The sequence below is a fragment of the Mesorhizobium sp. M0664 genome (genome assembly GCF_040320565.1).
GTDB lineage: Bacteria > Pseudomonadota > Alphaproteobacteria > Rhizobiales > Rhizobiaceae > Mesorhizobium.
Genome location: NZ_JAMYPW010000005.1, coordinates 39,075 through 58,124, shown reverse-complemented (window position 1 = coordinate 58,124; position 19,050 = coordinate 39,075). Strand labels below are relative to the sequence as shown.

Annotated in this window: 12 protein-coding genes and 2 tRNA genes; 7 read left to right on the top strand and 7 right to left on the bottom strand. The window is 59.2% G+C overall.

What is annotated here, in order from left to right:
• Positions 1–160 precede the first annotated feature (160 nt).
• The 6 genes from NKI39_RS09205 to NKI39_RS09180 all read right to left on the bottom strand — a co-directional run bounded on the left by NKI39_RS09205 (position 161) and on the right by NKI39_RS09180 (position 8,488).
• Positions 161–1,381, bottom strand: coding sequence for an OmpP1/FadL family transporter (locus NKI39_RS09205; protein WP_352500879.1), 1,221 nt, complete (start codon positions 1,379–1,381; stop codon positions 161–163).
• A 460-nt stretch (positions 1,382–1,841) separates the two neighbouring features.
• Positions 1,842–4,625, bottom strand: coding sequence for a valine--tRNA ligase (locus tag NKI39_RS09200; RefSeq protein ID WP_352831520.1), 2,784 nt, complete (start codon positions 4,623–4,625; stop codon positions 1,842–1,844).
• Between the two features lie 392 nt (positions 4,626–5,017).
• Positions 5,018–5,878 (bottom strand): DUF2497 domain-containing protein, encoded by an 861-nt coding sequence (locus tag NKI39_RS09195; protein ID WP_352831518.1) that lies wholly within the window; start codon positions 5,876–5,878, stop codon positions 5,018–5,020.
• 199 nt (positions 5,879–6,077) lie between these two features.
• Complete coding sequence (locus NKI39_RS09190; RefSeq protein WP_023676398.1) at positions 6,078–7,469, bottom strand: TolC family outer membrane protein; 1,392 nt, start codon at positions 7,467–7,469, stop codon at positions 6,078–6,080.
• Positions 7,470–7,656: 187 nt separating this feature from the next.
• Positions 7,657–8,325 (bottom strand): protein-L-isoaspartate O-methyltransferase family protein, encoded by a 669-nt coding sequence (locus tag NKI39_RS09185; RefSeq protein WP_352500882.1) that lies wholly within the window; start codon positions 8,323–8,325, stop codon positions 7,657–7,659.
• A gap of 89 nt (positions 8,326–8,414) precedes the next feature.
• Positions 8,415–8,488, bottom strand: a tRNA-Cys gene (locus NKI39_RS09180).
• A 217-nt stretch (positions 8,489–8,705) separates the two neighbouring features.
• Here NKI39_RS09180 and NKI39_RS09175 point away from each other — a divergent pair.
• On the top strand, positions 8,706–8,906 hold the full coding sequence (locus NKI39_RS09175; RefSeq protein ID WP_156937330.1) for a hypothetical protein: 201 nt from the start codon (positions 8,706–8,708) through the stop codon (positions 8,904–8,906).
• A 62-nt stretch (positions 8,907–8,968) separates the two neighbouring features.
• Here the strand turns inward: NKI39_RS09175 and NKI39_RS09170 are convergent, their stop codons facing one another.
• Positions 8,969–9,229 carry a hypothetical protein gene (locus NKI39_RS09170; protein WP_023676401.1) on the bottom strand — a complete coding sequence of 87 codons (261 nt, stop codon included), beginning with the start codon at positions 9,227–9,229 and terminating at the stop codon, positions 8,969–8,971.
• A 220-nt stretch (positions 9,230–9,449) separates the two neighbouring features.
• Between NKI39_RS09170 and NKI39_RS09165 the strand changes: the two genes are divergently transcribed.
• From NKI39_RS09165 to NKI39_RS09140, 6 genes are all read left to right on the top strand, one after another.
• Positions 9,450–9,524 (top strand) — tRNA-Asn (locus NKI39_RS09165).
• A gap of 481 nt (positions 9,525–10,005) precedes the next feature.
• Entirely contained in the window at positions 10,006–10,161 is a 156-nt protein-coding gene (locus tag NKI39_RS09160) for a helix-turn-helix domain-containing protein (protein ID WP_352831516.1), read from the top strand.
• A gap of 1 nt (position 10,162) precedes the next feature.
• The gene (brxF, locus tag NKI39_RS09155; RefSeq protein ID WP_352831514.1) at positions 10,163–10,675 is read left to right on the top strand and encodes a BREX-3 system P-loop-containing protein BrxF; all 513 of its coding nucleotides are present in this window, start codon (positions 10,163–10,165) and stop codon (positions 10,673–10,675) included.
• Positions 10,672–14,361: a DUF6079 family protein gene (locus NKI39_RS09150; protein ID WP_352831513.1), complete on the top strand. Its 3,690-nt coding sequence runs from the start codon at positions 10,672–10,674 to the stop codon at positions 14,359–14,361. The genes brxF and NKI39_RS09150 overlap by 4 nt, the downstream gene beginning before the upstream one ends.
• Positions 14,358–16,238, top strand: a complete 1,881-nt coding sequence (locus tag NKI39_RS09145) for an RNA/DNA-binding domain-containing protein (protein ID WP_352831512.1) — start codon at positions 14,358–14,360, stop codon at positions 16,236–16,238. Before NKI39_RS09150 ends, NKI39_RS09145 begins: the two co-directional genes overlap by 4 nt.
• Positions 16,222–19,047 carry a DNA methyltransferase gene (locus tag NKI39_RS09140; RefSeq protein ID WP_352831510.1) on the top strand — a complete coding sequence of 942 codons (2,826 nt, stop codon included), beginning with the start codon at positions 16,222–16,224 and terminating at the stop codon, positions 19,045–19,047. The genes NKI39_RS09145 and NKI39_RS09140 overlap by 17 nt, the downstream gene beginning before the upstream one ends.
• The last annotated feature ends 3 nt before the right edge of the window (positions 19,048–19,050 follow it).

Sequence of the window (19,050 nt, the reverse complement as noted above, 5' to 3'; positions counted from 1 at the left end):
CGGGCGACGCGAGGGTTGTTCAGAAACTGTTGCCAAAACGTCACAATTATCGGAGCGAACATCATGGGGGGCAATTTGTTGCATTGGCCGAATGCCGGATGACGCACCGAACAAAACGGCCGGGCAGCGCCCGGCCGTTTTGTCGTTTAAAATTCAATAGTTAGAACTTGATCTTGACGGAAGCCGAACCAGCGAGAAGCAGGTCGTTGCCGTAGGTGTAGGTAACGGCATTTGCCACGTCGCCGACACCGCTGAAAGTCGATGACCCGCTCGTCAGCACACCGATCGAGCCGCCGAGCCTGACCTCGACCTGGTCGTTCGGCGAATAGGAGACGCCGCTGGCGACGGCCCAGGTATCCGACTGATAGCCGGAGGTCGTCGAGGTGCCGCGATCCCAGGTCAGCGAAACCACGCCCGACAATTGATCGGTGAACTTGTGCCCGATACCGCCCGTGACCGTCCAGCCGTCGCGATAAAGCAGGTCGAATGAAACGGGCGAGGGCAAACCGGTTACCGGACTGCGCACGCCATTGATGGCAATGACGCCAAGCTTGCTCCACTCCTGCCAGCGGATGGAACCAAAGGCCAGCCAGCCAGGAGCTATGCCGCTCTGCAGCTTGAATTCCAGAGCCTGAGGTATCTCAGCCGACGCCGAGACTGGGTACACGCCGGTAGAGCCGGGAATCAGATCCGCTGGAAAGGCGCCCCTGAAGCCGGTCGTGTCGACGGTTCCCGACAGCCCGTCATATTTGTAGCTCGAAGAGTACATCAGGCTGGCGCGCAGAGCGATCTCGGGGATCTCATAGGCTGCGCCCGCACGCCAACCCCATGCCTCGTCGGATAGCTTGAAGACACCGAGGCCGGTATTGCCGAAGGCGAGCAGTGTCTGACGGGAAAGAAACGCGTCTACCTGCTGGTAGGAGACACCGCCGATGAATCGTACGGAGCCCTTGCCGACGTTCACCTTATAGGAGCAGGTGAGACCGAAATCGTCTGTGTCGACGGCGTATTTGACCGCTGTCGGCGAATAGGCGTTGTTCATGCCGAAATTCGCGTCCGCACCATACGGTCTCGTATAGGTGGCAAGACAGTCTACGGGCTCAAAGATGTTGGCCTTGATGCCGACATGCGGCACCGCATAATCGCCACCAACGTCCACCGCCGATGTCGACAAACCCGAGCCATCGAGACGCTGCACATTCTTGAGTTTGCGCTGTGGCGAAACATAGGTGACGCCTGCGTCGAACGAATATGGCGCCGCGTCGAACAGCTGGTCGATGTTGACGCCGCCCCGGTCAAAGCCCCCGGCCTGCACCGTCCCAGCCAAAGCCAGCGAAAAAGCCCCCGCGCCCAGCAGCACTTTCAGACGCGAATAACACATGAATCTCCTCCCCGAAATATCCTTGCATCAAGCTAGAACCAATTCAGGTTAACGGCGCAACAACGAATTCGCCGTGCGTACATGTACAGCTTGGCTGAACGCATTTCCGACAAGGTGTCGGCCTTCTTACCGAGGCGGGAAAATGGCCGCCACAATACAGATCGACGAGAAAACTCGGGAAAAACCCCTAAATCACTACAAAACAGGGCATTTTGCGTGCCCAATTAGCCATTGTTACATTACGGCAACAATGGGGCAAAAACATTCAGTTTGCCTCAAGATTTACGCTGCGGAATGCCCGTTTTCGTGGCAGGCGGCCTGTCTGGAAGGCAGATTCGTGACCGGCGAATCTATTGCGGCCAGCAGGCCCAATTTGTTTGATCAGCCGGCCCAATCTGTTCGATCAACTTGTTTGATCAGCCGGCCCAATCTGTTCGATCAACCGGCCCAATCTATTCGATCAACCGGCATCGCGCACCCGCGCCAATGCCACCGAAAGCTTCTCTTGCGCCTCGCGATATTCGGCGAGTTTTTCACGCTCGGCCTCCACCACCTCTTCCGGCGCGTTGGCGACGAATTTCTCGTTGGACAGCTTCTTGTAGAGCCGCGCTATTTCCTCGGTCACCTTCGCAAGCTCCTTGTGCAGGCGCGCTGCCTCGGCGGCAAGGTCGATCAGGCTGCCGAGCGGCAGGCAGATCGTCGCCTCGTTGACGACGATCTGGGCGGATCCCCTGGGTGGCGCCTCGGCGAGCGAGATGTCGCCGACCCGCGCCAGACGCTTGATAGCCGAGCTCTGACGCTCGAGCCTTTCGTGTGTCGCGTCGTTGGCGCCGATCACCACGAGCGGTGCGATAGCCGCCGGCGGCACGTTCATCTCCGAACGCACCGAGCGGATGCCGGAGACAAGGTCGATCAGCCAGTTGATATCGGCGGCGGCCGCCTCGTCCTCGAAGTCGGGCGACGGCCATGCCGCATGACAAAGCAGCGATTGCCGTTGCCTGCCCTCGCCGGCGGTTTCGGCCCACAGTTCCTCGGTCATGAACGGCATCATCGGATGCAGCAGCTTGTAGATCTCGTCGAGCACGAAGGCGACGCAGGCCCTGCTCTCGGCCTTGGCGGCCTCGTCGGTGCCCATGAACACCGGCTTCAGCAGTTCCAGGTACCAGTCGCAGAACTGGTTCCAGACGAAGCGGTAGGCGGCACCCGCCGCCTCGTTGAAGCGGTATGAGGTGATGCCGTCCGTTATGTCGCGCGCGGCTCGCGTCAGCTCCGTCAGGATCCAGCGGTTGACCGCCAGCTTGGCGTCCTGCAGCCAGAAATCGTCGTCGCGCGCCACTTCGTTCATCTCGGCGAAGCGCGTCGCGTTCCACAGCTTGGTGCCGAAATTGCGATAACCGGCAATGCGGGCCGGATCGAGCTTAACATCGCGGCCTTGCGCTGCCATCACAGTCAAGGTGAAGCGCAGCGCATCGGCGCCGTATTCGTCGATGAGCTCGAGCGGATCGATGACGTTGCCTTTCGACTTCGACATCTTCTGCCCGTTCTTGTCACGAACCAGCGCGTGGACGTAGACCGTATGGAACGGCTCCTGGTCCATAAAATGCAGGCCCATCATCATCATGCGGGCGACCCAGAAGAAGATGATGTCGAAACCGGTCACCAGCACGTCGGTCGGGTAATAGGTCTTCAGCTCCGGCGTCTGGTCCGGCCAGCCAAGCGTCGAGAACGGCCACAGCGCCGACGAGAACCATGTATCGAGCACGTCCTCGTCGCGGGTCAGGATCTCGCCAGGCTGGAAATTCTCAAGCTTGTCCTCGACCCAGGCCTTCCACGGCCCTTCCAGCGCCAGATAGTATTCGACGGCGGCACCGAGCGCCTCTTCCTCGGTCTTTTCGACAAAGACATGCCCGTCCGGCCCGTACCAGGCCGGGATCTGGTGGCCCCACCAGAGCTGGCGCGAAATGCACCAGGGCTGGATGTTTTCCATCCAGTCGAAATAGGTCTTTTCCCAGTTTTTGGGCACGAAATTGGTACGGCCCTCGCGCACCGAGGCGATCGCCGGCTTGGCCAGTTCCGCCGTATTGACATACCACTGGTCGGTCAGAAACGGCTCGATCGGCACGCCGCCGCGGTCGCCGTGCGGCACCGTGTGGCGATGCGGCTCGACCTTCTCGAGAAAGCCGCCCGCCTGCATCAGCTCGACGATCTTCTTGCGCGCATCGAAACGGTCGAGGCCGTCGAGGCTGTCCCAGACGGCCTGGCGCTCCGGCGTCACTTCCAGTCCGGCGAGAAAGTCCTCATTGTCCTTGAGGCTCACCGCCGCATTGACGGTGAGGATGTTGACCGCCGGCAGCCGGTGGCGCTTGCCGACCTCGAAATCATTGAAGTCATGCGCCGGCGTGATCTTGACCGCACCACTGCCTTTTTCGGGATCGGAATACTCGTCCGCCACCACCGGGATCCTGCGGCCGACGATCGGCAGGATGAGGTTCTTGCCGACGAGATGCCGGAAACGTTCGTCGTCGGGGTGGACGGCGACAGCCGTATCACCCAGCATCGTCTCCGGGCGGGTCGTCGCAACGGTGATGAAGGTCTTCGGATTTTCCGGATCGAAGGTCATGCCTTCGACCGGATAGCGGAAGTGCCAGAGGTTGCCGTTGACTTCCTGCTGCTCGACCTCGAGATCCGAGATGGCGGTCAACAGCTTCGGGTCCCAATTCACAAGGCGCTTGTCCTTGTAGATCAGCCCTTCCTTGTAGAGCGTCACGAACACTTCGAGCACGGCCTTGGACAGGCCCTCGTCCATGGTGAAGCGCTCCCGGCTCCAGTCGGCCGAGGCCCCGAGCCGCTTCAGCTGGTTGAGGATGGCGCCGCCGGATTCTGCCTTCCATTCCCACACCTTGTCGATGAACTCATCGCGCGTCAGGTCGCGGCGGTGAATCTGCTTTTCTATAAGCTGGCGCTCGACCACCATCTGCGTGGCGATGCCGGCATGGTCCATCCCCGGCTGCCACAGCACGTTCTTGCCGCGCATGCGCTCGAAGCGCACCAGAATGTCCTGCAGCGTGTTGTTGAGCGCATGACCCATATGCAGCGAGCCGGTGACGTTCGGCGGCGGGATGACGATGGTGAAGGCTTCAGCCCCCTCCTCGGCCCCGGCACCGGCCCGAAACGCGTCGGCCTCTTCCCAGATCCTGGCAATCTTCGGCTCGACGGCTTTGGCGTCGTAGGTCTTTTCGAGCATGGGAAAACGGTCCGCGCTGTCCGGAATTTGTGGTCCGGTGTAAATCGGAAGGTTGTTGCCAAGTCAACCGCAAGGGCGGCATGGCCAATAGATAGCGCCGGGATGGTTCGGTGCAACTCGCGGGACTGAATGTTGCAAGGCAATCGCTTCAGGTTTGCGCTGACTGTGCGAATGCCGCTGCCGGGCATTTCTCCCCGTATAGTGACGGGGAGAAAAACGCCTGCACTGAAGCTTTCGCCAGTCACGAACGTTGCGGAAAAGGCGCCTAAATTGCGGTCAACCCCTTCTCCCCGTCACTATACGGGGAGAAGGTGCCGGCAGGCGGATGAGGGGCAGCGCCGACTTCGACAATTCGCCGGTCCAGCGCCGCCCATTGGCGGCTCTCCGAATTGCTACTGCGCGCCGCGCGCGACGCGCTCGATTTCCTCGCGCACCAGCCGCTCGACCAGCGTCGGCAGGTTGTTGTCCAGCCAGTCCTGCAGCATCGGCCGCAGCATCTCCTCGGCCATCTCGTCGAAGGTCTTCTTGCTGCGGCTGGCAAACGCGTCTGAAAGCTCACCGAAGGCGGCGGCAACCTGCCGGCCCGTATGCTCCGAAAGGATCGCCGGCCGAAGGGACGGCGCCTCGCTGGCCGCCGGACGCGCCAATCCGATTCTAGAAGATTCCGGGCCGATTTTAGAACGTTCCGGGCCGCTTTCCGAAGGCTCCGGCCCAATTTCCGAAGGCTCCGGCACAGGTTCAGCAGTCGCCTCGTTCTCGAAAACCTCGGCTTTCGGCTCGGCGTCCGGCGTCCGGCGTGGCTCGGCGCGCTCCGGCTTGGCCATCGCGTCGCCGACCGCCGCGATCTCGCGCCGCCAATCGGCGATGATGGTGTCGGTCGTCTCGGCAGCCTTGGCTGTCGCAGGCCGATCCGGCTTTGCGGGAGCGGTGTTCACCTCAGCCAGCGTCACCGCTGCCTTTTCCGGGCCGGCGCGCAGCGGCGTTTCCAGGGGCTCAATGACCGGCGCGGCCGTTGGCTGCACCTCGGCGCGCGTGGCCGGCTTGGCGATCTCCAGTCCGCCGCGCAGTTCGGAGCGGAACGCATCCCCCTCCGCTGCCAGTCCGGCTGCCGGCGCCGGTTGCAGATCCTGGCGCAGCTCGTCGGCGTCGCCCGGCTGCTTGCGGCCGGTATCGCTGTCCTCGATGATCCTTCTGATGGAAGCTAGTATTTCTTCCATGGAAGGTTCGCGCTGTACGCTGCTTGCCGTCGCCATCGTCACATCCGCCGCCCTTGTGACTCGTTCTCAGATTTCCTGTCCGGCAATGCCGGATTCGAATCATGGCAACAGCGTAACCGACGGAACGGCTTGCGAGAATCCCCAATCTGGCGACATCTCGGATTTCAACAGATTAGGGTCGGGAGTTGAAAGCCCGCGCGTCGTTCGAGCGCGGGCTGAAAACACGGCCTGGCGATCAGCGGCCGTCCGGCGTGCGCAGACCGATCCACTTGTCCTTGACGGCGTTGTAATGCTCTTCGGGCCTGTACTTCGTCACGTTGAGCGCAAGGCGGTCTGCCGACAAATGGCCAACCGCCGAGAGGATGGCATAGCTCGCCACCACCACGTCGCGTTCGGCGCTGACAAGATTGATCTTGGCGGTGATGAGGGTCGCCTGCGCGTTGAGCACGTCGAGCGTGGTGCGCTGGCCGACATTGCGCTCTTCGATGACGCCGTTCAGGGCAAGCTGCGCGGCGGCGACCACCTGCCGGTTGGCCGTGACGCTTTGCTGCGCGGCGGTGTATTGCGACCATGCCGAGGTAACGGCCTGGCGCACCTGGTCGCGACTCACGTCGACTTCGATCCGCGCCTGGCTGAGCGATTCCTTGTTCTGGCGCACGGTCGCCGAGGTCCGTCCGCCGGAATAGATCGGCACGGTCAGTGTCGCGCCGATGTTCGCCGACGTCCTTGTGCCATCCTGCGATGCCCCAAGAACGCCCGGAACCGTGTTGCGATAGTCGCCGGAAACGCCGGCGCTAGCCGAAAGCTGCGGCAGCAGCGCGCCTTCGGCCGATTTAACCGAAAACGCCGCCGCGTCGACCAGGTGCTCGGTGGCGAGGATGGCCGGATGTTCGGCCGATGCGATCGCGATCGCTGCATCGAGGCTCGACGGCAACAGCTTCGACAGCGGCGAAGCCGGCCTGAGACGGCCGGGCTCATCGCCGACGATCTGGCGATAGGTCGCGGCACTTGCCAGCGCCGTGGCGCGGGCGGCGCTCAACTGCGCCACCGCGGAGGCACGCTGCGCGTCGGCTTGCGCGACGTCGGTGCGGGTACCTTCGCCGACCTCGAAGCGCGAACGCGCCGCACGCGCCTGCTCGGTCAGGAATTGCAGGTTCTGTTCGGTCAGCACCGCGATCTGGCGGTCGCGGATGACGTCCATATAGGCACTTGCCGCGTTGAAAAGGGTGTTTTCTTCGGTGTTGCGCAGGCTCTCGACCGAGGCGCTGACCCGCGCTTCGGCGGCCGCGACGTTGTTCCTGGTCTGAAAGCCGTCGAACAGGGTTTGATTGATCTGGACGCCAAAGTTGCCGGTAGTTATGCGCGCGGTTCGACTAGTACCATTGATATGGGTGCTGGTGTAGTCGATGTCCGCGGAACCGGTGATGGTCGGGCGCCAGCCGGACTTTGCGATTGCAACGCCCTCGTCGGTGACGCGAACGCCGGCGCGTGTCGAATTAAGCGAGGAATTGTTCTGATAGGCTTTTGAAAGGGCCCCGAGAATGGTTTCGGCCGAGGCGGCCATTGGAGAAAGCGCGGTCGCCGAAACGAGGACAGCGGTAAAAAGCAACTTGCGTACAGACGGCACGTTATATTCCCTCATTCGTTTTGCACGGGAACTGCGCCACGCTGGCTTCTCCTTCTGATCAGCCGGCGCCGCGTTTTTTATCGTTCCCCCGCTGAAAGCCCCCAAGAAACACCCGGTTATGCAGATCAGCAACGATTGTTCAAACGCAAGCGATCATGACAGCGCCTTCGCTGCAAGGCAAAATCACTCAGAATTCGAAGGCGGGAATGCGTTCGAATCCCGGTAGTGGCTTAATTGCCGCATTAAATGCGCGTCTTCCCGTTACAACCCCTCCAGTCTTAAAAAAAAGCCGGGCTACGCCCGAATTGCCCTGCCCCTCCACGGCGACGAGTCGGCCGCCTTCGGCAAGCTGGTCGAACAGCGCCGCCGGCACCTCGCCGACGCTGCCGCCGATCAGGATGACGTCGTAAGGCGCCTTATCTGCGTGGCCTTGCGGCAGCGGCCCCTGGACCACGGTGACATTGCCGCAACCGAGTGCCGCAAGCGTCGAAGTGGCGGTCTCGGCCAGCGCCGCATCGCTTTCCAGCGCGACCACGGACCTTGCCAGCCGCGACAGGATCGCCGCCGCATAGCCGGTGCCGCAGCCGACATCGAGTGCCGAATCGCTTGGGCCGATATCGGCCAGCTGCATCAGCTTGGCCAATGGCGACGGTTCCATCAGATAGCGCGGGCCATCGGCCGTATCGGCAATGCGGATGTCCTCGTCGATATAGGCAAGATCGCGCTGGCCGGGGGCAACAAAGGCCTCGCGCGGCACCACAAGCATCGCCTCGAGCAACGGCGCGCTGGTCACGTCGGTGGTGCGGATCTGGCCGTCGACCATCTTCACCCGGCGTTCGGCAAAATCAGCGCTCATGTTCCAACCATCCGCTTGCCGCGCAAAGGCCGCGGCTGTTTCGACCGGAACTGAAGCCCCCTGGCGCTGACGCGCGGGAGCTCGGGCATTGGAGGCCTCGCCCGGAATCGAACCGGGGTGCAAGGATTTGCAGTCCTCTGCGTAACCACTCCGCCACGAGGCCTCATTGCTCCCGGCGTTCCACCCGGCTCCAATAGGTTGCGGCGAAAATGCCGTCAAGCGGCCACCATGCATTCCCAACGGTTCCTCGACATTCCATGCCCTGCCTTATCAACGCAATGCCCATCTTAGCAATAACATATTAGCTTATCGTTAAGCATGATTCTGGGCGACGGGAACCCGAAACCGGCGGCCACGTTGGGCAAAGAGGAGGCTCCGCCATGCGTCGAGCAGCTACGAAGGACGGCACGTCGCGCGGATTGTCGCAGTCTGCAGAGCTTGTGCGCTATGCCATCGACCGCCTCAGCATAGAAGGCGCAAACAGCCTGCCGCCGCGCGACCGGGCGCGGCTGGCATCGGCTACCGCCGTTCTCAAGGAGCTTTGCGAACGCCTGGAAAGCTGTTTCGACCAGCCTCGGTGAGGCCTGGACGACCACGCCGCTCTCAAACAATTGCCGGATACCGGCCTGTCAGCAGGGCAGTCTCAATCCGGCCGGCGCCGTCGCTCCCACCAGACGACGAAGCGGCGCCGGTGACGGCGCACCAATGCGAATTCGTAGGAGAGCACCAGCAATCCGATCGGCACCATCCAGAAACCCAGGATCGGCAGGAAGCCGAGAATGCCGCCGATGATCAGCACGACGCCGATCGCAATCCTGAGGCCGCGCGAGCGCGGCATGGTGAACTGGCGGCCGAAGACCGAGATTTTCCGGGCCGGTGGCTGTTCGTCGCTCATTGCCGTCATGTGAAATGTCGATCCGTTTGCATCAGTAGCACCATCAGCCGGAGAAAGCCGCAACGGCCTTTTCTGTTCCTTGACAGGCGAGAGACAGCTCATATGAGGGCGCTCGCCGGCCATTGCCAGCAAGCCTCGCGCCAAAAAGCATCGAAAAAATGCGAAATGCTTCTTTGCAAAGCCGAAACGGGTTTGCTATAGGCTGCCCCACTCACGCAAGAGCCTCTGTTCCCCGGTAGCTCAGTGGTAGAGCAACCGGCTGTTAACCGGTTGGTCGCTGGTTCGAATCCGGCCCGGGGAGCCAACATTTCCAAGTATTTAGCCCATACCGCGCTGAAGAACATTTGTGATGATGTACGCTATAAGTACGGACCGGCGACATGCTCCTTCGCCTGGCTCGGCAGCATCACCTGACCGAAATTGACGCGCGGTACACCCACGATTTCCCTGCGCTAGTCGCCTCTACGATCGATGGCAACACAAGTGCTCTTGCTCTTCTGCAATCGATCATTTTAGCCTGCGAAGTCGCGATGGCGGTACCGCAAAACGATTAAGTTTCACACGAAAGCCGTTTCGCAGGGCTCCGATCCGGCGGCCTAAGTTTCTCATTCGCCAACGTAACGAATTGGCCTGTCAGCAACTGACTCCACCGGAGACCAGCCCAGATGTCTCGATGCTGGCGTCCTGAAGTTGCGTACGCTGGCGCCAGTGTGCGTTCTCTGTCATCTCTTGTTACCGATTCCCACTAGGCGCTTGTGCATGTTAGCCGAATTCTGATGACGAAAATGTTCAAAGCCGCCGAAACGAGTGTTTGCGCTATGGCTCGCAAGGACATGCTACCGGCTTTCAAAGTGCGCGGCCAATGGCGATTCAAGCGTGTAGATCTCGACAGCTTGATCGAGCAGCAGAAAGAAGCCGTGCGCGGTGAAGGTCAGACCTGACGTGTCCAGATCACTTGCTTCTCAGATCCAGGATGTACTGCCCAAGACGTCAGACACCTATTACAAACTGATTTTGACGGTAGGGCCGGCACGCGCCGGCAAGACCGCTGCCATCAGTGAGCTAGCCGCCACGCACAAGTGGCCTCGGGTTAATGTCAATCTCTCTTTGGCGGAGCGGCTCCTCGCGCTTACGCATCGGCAGCGGGCCGTTCGAGCCGCGGGCATTCTTGACGACATCGTTAGCGCCAAGAATTCCAGCGTTGTCCTGCTTGACAATATCGAGCTGCTCTTCGCGACAGAGCTAGCGCAGGACCCGCTTAAGCTTCTTCAATCACTCTCCCGAAACCGCACGATTGTTGCGGCTTGGCCGGGAGACTTCGAAGGTGCCAATCTGACATATGCGGCTCCCGGCCACCCGGAAGCACGGCGATATCTGACGCCCCAAGCGGTGATCGTAAAGGCCGGCGAAGCCGATCGGCCAGACAATGGATTGCCTCGGGAGGAGACAAAATGAAATACTCAGATTTGATTCAGTTCGGGCCGATTGAAACGGTCGTCCAGCTCCGCGAAGCAGACACGGCCGCAGACGCCCGTCGCCTGGTCGAAACATTCGTCATTTCCGACCGAATGGCCGACCTGCTGGGTGATCTTGTATTTCCGCAGCTTCAATTCACCAAGCCAGCGGACAATAAGGGCATTCTCGTCGTCGGCAACTATGGCACAGGTAAATCGCACCTTATGGCGGTTATCTCGGCGATCGCCGAACATGGTGATCTTGTTTCCCGGATGACCAATCCGAAGGTCGCTGAAAAGGCAGCCGATGTTGCCGGCCGGTTCTGCGTAGTCCGCGCAGAGATCGGTTCCACGACGATGTCCCTGCGGGACATTGTATGCTCTGTCTTGGAAGATGGCCTGTCGCGCCTTGGAGTCACCTACGAATTTCCGTCAACCGACGATCGGCATGAAAACAAATCCGCCTTCCAGGAAATGATGGCCACGTTTCAGGCCAAGCACCCCGATCGTGGCCTGATCCTCGTCCTCGACGAGCTCCTCGATTATCTGCGCTCTCGCGCTGACCAAGCGCTTAGCCTCGACCTTTCTTTTCTTCGCGAGCTAGGTGAGGTCTGCAAGGGCTCTCGCTTCCGCTTCATTGCCGGCGTGCAAGAGAGCCTGTTCGACAATCCACGCTTTCAGTTCGTCGCTGATACGCTCCGGCGCGTGAAGGATCGCTTCGAACAGGTCCGCATCGCTCGCGATGACGTTGCCTTCGTGGTGGCCGAGCGAATCCTCAAGAAGGATGCCAACCAGCAGGCGTTGATACGGGAGCACCTAAAGCAGTTTGCACCTCTCTACGGCTCCCTGAATGAACGAATGGAGGAGTTTGTTCGTCTTTTTCCGGTACACCCGGCATATCTCGACACTTTCGAACGCGTGTACGTTGCCGAAAAGCGCGAGATTTTGAAGACACTTAGCGCCGCAATTCGCCGCATTATAGATCTGGATGTTCCGCCCAATGATACCGGTCTGATTGCCTACGACTCTTACTGGGGCGTGTTGCGAGATAATCCGTCGTTCCGATCCGATCCCGCTATCAAGGAAGTCATCGACCGCAGCGGTGTTCTCAGCGCTCGGGTAGAGCAAGCTTTTACCCGTCCACAATATAAGCCTGCTGCCATTCGCATTGTGAACGCACTGTCCGTCCACCGCCTGACGACATCAGATATATATGCGCCTATCGGAGCAACCGCGGAGGAGTTGAGGGACGATCTCTGCCTGATGCTACCTGTTCCAGAAAAGGACGCGGGCTTCCTCCGTACACTTGTCGAGACAGTGCTCAAGGAACTGCTGCGAACGGTGAGCGGACAGTTTCTCAGTTTCAACAAGGAGAACGGCCAATATTTCCTCGACCTGAAAAAAGATGTCGATTTCGACTCTCTCATTGAGAAGCGAGCGGAGACACTCAGCGACACGCAACTCGATCGATACTATTTCGACGCGCTGCGTCGGGTTGTCCTCGAAGACCCCGATGCGGCGCCCTACGTAAGCGGCTATCGTATCTGGGAACATGAGATCGAGTGGCGAGAACGACGCGCTGGAAGAAGCGGGTATCTATTCTTCGGAGCTCCGAACGAGCGCTCGACCGCGCAGCCCGTTCGCGATTTCTATCTCTATTTCCTGCAGCCGTTCGATACTCCCTATTTCAAAGACGAGAAGACGGCCGACGAGGTCTTTTTCAAGCTGAAGGAGCGCGACGATACGTTCGACCGCACGTTGCGCCTCTATGCTGGCGCTCGCGAGCAGGCGGCTGCCGCCTCCGGCAGCAACAAGAATATCTACGAAAATAAGGCCGCTGATCACCTCCGGACGCTTACGTCTTGGCTCCGTGAACATATGCCGACGGCGGTCGAAGTTGTTCATCAAGGGCGGTCTAAGGCGCTGCTGGAAGTGGTTCGCGGCAAGCTCCCCCCCAATGCGACGGTCAAGGACTATGTCAACACCGCTGGTTCTGCTCTCCTAGCGCCCCACTTTGCGGACCGAAGCCCTGAATACCCGATTTTTAGTGTTCTGGTCACGCGACAGAACCGCGATCAGGCCGCGCAAGAGGCGCTACGGTGGATCGCCGGCAGCGTGAAGAGTAAGCAAGGCACAGCAATTCTCGATGCGTTGGAATTGCTCGACGGCGAGATGCTCAAGCCGCGCAACTCACGCTATGCAAAGTACGTGCTCGACGCCTTGAGTCAGAAGGGCCAGGGCCAAGTTCTTAATCGATCTGAACTGGTAGCCTCGGAGGCGGGTGTCGACTATTGGACGAAATTTCGCATCGAGCCTGAATTTTTAAGCGTGGTTCTGGCTGCGCTGGTTCACAGCGGCGACGTCGTCCTCAGTCTCGCCGGCAAGAAAGTTGACGCTGCCGAGATCGATCAGTTCGCCAAGGTCGGAATTGCCGACTTCACTGAGTTTAAGCACATCGATAGGCCTCGCGATTTGCCGCTCGGTCCGCTCCAGGATCTATGTGACCTGTTGGATGTGCCAAAAGGGCTTATCGTCAATCCTGCGAACCGGGATGAAGGTGTGGCCAAGATTCAGCAGCGCGCCGGCGAAATTCTCGGCAAGGTCGCCGCCGCCCAGGCGCGCATTCCCGACCTGATCTTCTGGGGCCGTCCCGTTCTGTCCGACCAGGAGCAGAAAGACTGGAGAGACCGGCTAGGCAGTTTGAAGGGATTCCTTGAATCGCTCCAGCCGTTCAACACAACCGGCAAGCTCAAGAACTTCGCACATGACTCTGCAGCGGTCCTGGGGCAGAAGCCAGCGATTGGGCTCTCCCGCGAAGTCGATGAGCTTGGCACGGTGCTCCAGCAGTCCAATCCACTGACGTCCTACCTCGGCAAGGCAGAGGCGCTGCTCGACCCGACACATCCTTGGCAGGACAAGGTACGAACAGCGCGCGCCGATCTCATGGGGCGGATTGCAAATCCAAAACAGCGCCCGGAAGCTGATTTCAAGCGCTTTTTGACCCAGACCCTGAGCGATCTGAAGACCAAATACCAAGATGCCTACCTGGCCGCGCACGAGCGCTCTCGCCTCGGGGCTAACGATGACAAACGCAAGGCAAACCTCGCCAAAGATCCCCGCCTCGCTCAGATTCAGAAGATCGCCAACGTGGAGATGATGCCAACGCCGCAACTGCGGGATTTCGAGAACAGACTGTTTGCACTGAAGACCTGCTTCCAGCTCGGTCGTCCAGACCTTGAAAGCGATCCATTGTGCCCACATTGCGGCTTCCGGCCCGCGGAAGAACCTGCAGGCGGCGCAGCTGCAAAGAAAGCCCTGTCCGACCTTGATGAGGTGTTGGACGGTATCGTGCGTGGTTGGACGGACACACTGCGTACCAATCTCGAAGACCCGACCGTATCTGCAAACATCGAGTTGGTCAGCGACAACAGTGGAAAGAGCGAACTACAGGCATTCCTGGGCAGTAAGCAGTTGCCGGATCCTGTAAACCCGGCCTTTGTGAGAGCCCTGCAGGAAGTGTTGAGCGGATTGCAAAAGGTGACGCTCGGCAGTGCTGATCTACGGGCTGCTCTCTCCGATGGCGGACTTCCCTGCACAGTCAGCGACCTACACGAACGCTTCGACCGCTATGTCGCCAACCTGGCCAAGGGCAAGGACTCGTCTAAGGTCCGAGTGGTGATAGAATGACGCTCTCTCGCGATCAACTGATCGAACGACTGCTTAGCGCTGAGTGGACCGACCTCGAGGTTAAGGAGGCGTCGTGGGCGGTCCCTCGTAGCGCTCTGGAGACGGTGTCGGCATTTGCAAATTCCTCCGGAGGGCACCTTGTGTTCGGCGTAAAGGAGGAAAATAGAGCTTATGAGGTGATAGGCGTCATTGATGTCGATAAAGTACAAGGAGATTTGCTGTCGCAGCTCAACAGCCGCGACAAGATAAGCTGTCAGCTTGCGATCAAAGAAGATCTCCTTAAAATTGATGACAAGCACGTACTCGTTTTTTTTATTGGAGAAGCGGAGAGGCAGCGGAAACCGGTCCACCTTGACCGGGATATTAGAAAAAGCTTTATTCGTCGCGGAGGTGGCGATCAACGCTGCAGCGAGGAAGATGTTAGACGTTTCCTTCGTGCTGCCGATGGTCAACGGTACGAATCGGAGATTGTCGATTTCGATCTGACGACTGCAATCGATACTCCAACGTTATCTCGCTATCGCCATCGCTTCCAAACGCGAGACCCTGCTAATTCTTGCAATAACTTCGACGACGCGCATTTTTTGGAGCATTGGGCCTTAGCGGCCCATGTCGAGGGGCGGCTGCGCCCAACGCGAGCCGCGATACTTCTTTTCGGCACGGGTCCTGCGCTGCGTACTATGATGCCTCGTCCGATAGTCGATTGTCGCTGGGCCACTCATGAATGGGGTTCTCCAAGTCCCGAGCAAAGGTGGGTTGACCGATTGCTATGCGAGGAAAACCTATGGATCTGCTGGGAACAACTAGCCACTCGCTATGTCCAAAATGCCACAAAACCCTTCGCGATCGAAATGAAGACCATGGAGCGCCAAGATCGCCCCGAGGATTTTGTCTCCTTCCGAGAGGCTGCTATCAACCTTCTCATGCACCAGGATTTTGAAGAGACAACACGGTCCGCGATGTTAGCGTTCCATCCAGATCGTGTCGTGTTCGAAAATCCTGGCGTGGCGCTCGCCAACAAGGCTGAACTTCTTGAGCCCGGCGCGAAAGATGTTCGCAATCCCCTGATCGTTTCAATGTTTCGCCGCGTCGGTTTGAGCGAACAGGCCGGGACGGGTATCGGTGCAATCTTCCGCGACTGGCGGAATCGTGGCCGGGTCCCCCCGGAAATCGTCAATGATTTAGGCTCTTATAGCTTCCGGCTATCACTGCTAGCCAAGGAACTGATGTCGGAGCGGCAGCTTCTTTTTCAAGCATCTCTAGGCGCACGCCTTTCTGACGCGGAAGCCAACGCGCTCGCCATCCTCTGTGGTCAGCCCCAAGTCTCGCTTTCGGAGTTTCGTGCATCGCTTGGCATCGGAAGCGCAGAAGTCATGGCGGTTCTAGAGCGGCTGCAAACCCAAGTGCTCGCCAAAAAGATAGAGCGGCAGGAGGGGGTGAGATATGAGCTTGCTGAGCAGCTTCGCGAGCGATGGCCCCTAGATGGCGCTCCGAAAGCCGCCCAGACGAGCTTGGTCACTGACCAACCTCCGGTCGGTCCGAGTAACCTGGTCACTGACCAAGTTGCAGATTCAGCTGATGGCAGCAAAAGAGTTCTACGCGCGGTTGACACGCTCAGCGAGGCACAGCGTGTTCTTTTGGCCGCCTGCGACACGCCACGCCGCCTGGCAGAGCTAATGGAGCTGTTAGGGGTCACACATAGAGCAAACTTCACCCGATTGCATCTCAAGCCACTCCTAGATGGCGGACTTCTTCAGCCTCAATATCCCGACAATCCCAACCACCCGCGGCAGCGATACTCGATTACAGAGGTGGGAGCAAAGATTGTCGCCAAGCAAATCAAAGACGAGGAAAAAGCCGATGGCCAAGAGAGGTAAATCGGCGCTTAGCGATGATCTATTCGCGGATGCCACCGGACAGCTCCGCCTTCTGGACAAGTCGCTGGAGCAGCAAGCCCTAGAAAGGAGCAGGGTCGAATGCCTCGGAATGACGTTCGACAGTGAGGACGCTCGCCGGATCTACTTCACCGGTCGGCTGCGGGAGAGGCTTGCGGATCCCGAGTTCCGCAAGACGGCGGGGTTCCCCAAAGGAACCGACGAAGACATCATCCGCATGTCCGACGCTCCTTGGTACACCGCATGTCCCAATCCCTTCCTCGCCGACTTCGCGCGCGCCTACGGCAAGCCCTACGATCCGAAGGAGCGCTATGAACGCGACCCCTTCGCTGTCGACACAAGCGTCGGTAAGACCGACGCCCTCTACAGGGCGCACGGCTATCATACGAAGGTGCCGCATCTCGCGATCGTTCCGTCGATCCTCCATTATACGGAGCCGGGCGATATCGTGCTCGATGGTTTCGCTGGCTCGGGCATGACGGGCGTCGCCGCGCAGTGGTGTGGTTCGGCGCCGGCGGAGTATCGCAAGCAACTCGAAGCGGAGTGGTCGAAACAGGGGCTGCCGAAGCCGCAATGGGGCGCACGTCGGTCGATCTTGAACGACCTCGGGCCCGCAGCCACCTTCATCGCCGCGAACTATACGTTGCCGTTCGACGTGGCAGCTTTTGGCAGAGCCGCCCTGCGCGTCCTCACCGAAGTCGAGAAGGACCTCGGCTGGATGTACGAGACGCTTCACACGGATGGAACGTCCAAGGGCAGAATTAACTTCACGGTCTGGAGCGAGGTCTTCACCTGCCCGGAATGCGCCGGGGAAGTGAACTTCGTTGAGGAGGCGCTCGATCCATCAACGAAACGTGTCCTTGACCGCTTTCCCTGTCCGCACTGTTCAGCGGAACTGACGAAAGATGACCTCGAAAGAGACTTCGAAACGCTCATCGACCCGGCTTCTAAGCAGCCCTGGAAAAGGGTTCGTTTTCGCCCCGCATTGATTAACTACAATGTTGGAAAAGCAACGCACGAAAAGACACCGAATCAAAGCGACCTGCGGACTCTGGAGCGGATTGCACAACTAACTCTGCCTGGAGAGATCCCAACCAATGCATTCCCTACTGACAGAATGTCACACGGTACGCGCTTAGCCCCGAAAGGGTTTACTCACGTGCACCATCTCTTTCTGCCGCGCGCCTTGCATGCATTAGCGGCCCTTTGGCGGTGCGCAATCGCCGAACGCGACGTTCGCTTACGGAATATGCTGCTATTCTTCGTCGAACAATCGATCTGGGGAATGTCGCTTCTGAATCGATACAGCCCGTCGCATTTCTCCCAAGTGAACCGCGCCTTAAGCGGCGTTTACTATGTGGCGTCGCAGTCATCTGAAGTCAGCCCTTGGTATATACTAGACGGAAAACTAAAAAGGCTGCTTAGTGCATTTAACACCTCGCCCCCTAGGGGGCGCGCGACGATGGTTTCGACTGGAACATGCGCAAGTCTGTCAGTTCACGACGCCTCAATAGACTACATATTCACTGATCCGCCTTTCGGTGAAAACATCTACTACGCTGACCTCAACTATCTTGTAGAGTCTTGGCATCGCGTGATAACGGACTCCGATCCGGAGGCCATCGTCGATAGCGGCAAAGAGAAGAGCATTCTCGACTATCAGGCGCTCATGCGAGCATGCTTTGATGAGTATGCTCGCGTCCTGAAGCCGGGCCGCTGGATGACGGTTGTTTTCAGCAATTCGGCAAATGCCGTTTGGCGCGCTATACAAGAGGCGCTTGGGACCGCCGGGTTCGTTGTCGCGGACGTTAGGACGCTGGACAAGCAGCAAGGCTCCTATCGGCAAGTGACTAGCACTGCGGTCAAGCAGGATCTTGTCATCTCAGCCTACAAGCCGACCGAGGCCTTGGCTGAGCGATTTGCACTCGGTACGTCGTCGCCAGACAACGCTTGGGCCTTCGTGACCGAGCATCTCGGCCACGTCCCCATATTCTCAAGTGCTGAGGGCGTCGCCGATGTGATCGCCGAACGCACTGCTCAGGTTCTGCACGACCGTATGGTCGCCTTTCACGTGCAACGCCAACTCTCGGTGCCGCTTTCAACCGCTGAGTTTCTAGGAGGTTTGAACCAGCGCTATCCAGAGCGCGACGGCATGTATTTCCTGCCGACGCAGGTTGTCGAATATGATCGCAAGCGTAACACGGCCGCTGAGTTGCGCCAGTTGAGCCTTTTTGTGATCGACGAAGCGAGCGCAATTCAGTGGGTCCGTCGCGAGCTTCAGGACAAGCCTCGAAGCTTCCAGGATCTCCAGCCCGCCTTCATGCGCGAAATTCAGAACTGGGCAAATCACGAGCAGACGGTCGAGCTCAAGGAAATCCTGCGACAGAACTGTATCAACTATGACGGTAATGGACCGGTCCCGAGCCAAATCCATTCATACCTCTCCACGAACTTCAGAGAACTTCGCAATCTCGCCAAGGATGATCCGTCACTGGCAGCCAAGGCGGCGGATCGCTGGTATGTGCCCGATCCGGGCAAGCAGGGTGATCTTGAGAAGCTGCGCGAAAGGGCGCTGCTGACGGAGTTCGAAACCTATAAGCACGCAAAGGAACGCAAGCTGAAGCTGTTCCGCACCGAAGCGGTGCGTACCGGCTTCAAGGCTGCCTACGACGGTCAGGACTACAAGACCATCGTAAGCGTCGCGGCGAAGCTGCCGGAGAACGTCCTGCAGGAGGACGAGAAGCTGTTGATGTACTATGACGTCGCTAGCATGCGTCTTAGTGATGAGTGAGGT